Raw genomic sequence first — 227 nt, forward strand, 5'->3', positions numbered from 1 at the left:
AGGCCGGTCGCGCCGAGGGTGCGGCCGGCGCGCAGGAAGAGCGGGGGTACCTGGTCGACGCCGGAGACCAGGCCGTTGGCGATCGAGGGGACGGCGCCGAGCAGGATGACCGCGTACATCATCTGGTCGTTGAGGCCGAGCCAGATCACGGCCGGGGGCACCCAGGCGACGGAGGGCAGTGACTGCAGGCCGGACAGGATCGGGCCGATCGCGGCGCGTACGAACTT

The 227-nt window shown here is 71.8% G+C and carries 1 protein-coding gene; it reads right to left on the reverse strand.

Features of this window, described 5'->3' with window-relative positions; genetic code table 11:
- Positions 1 to 227: ABC transporter permease subunit (locus IF78_RS0143090; RefSeq protein ID WP_031488223.1), on the reverse strand; the 227-nt coding region annotated here is incomplete at both ends.

The sequence above is a fragment of the Streptomyces bicolor genome, from assembly GCF_000719285.1.
Lineage (GTDB): Bacteria > Actinomycetota > Actinomycetes > Streptomycetales > Streptomycetaceae > Streptomyces > Streptomyces bicolor.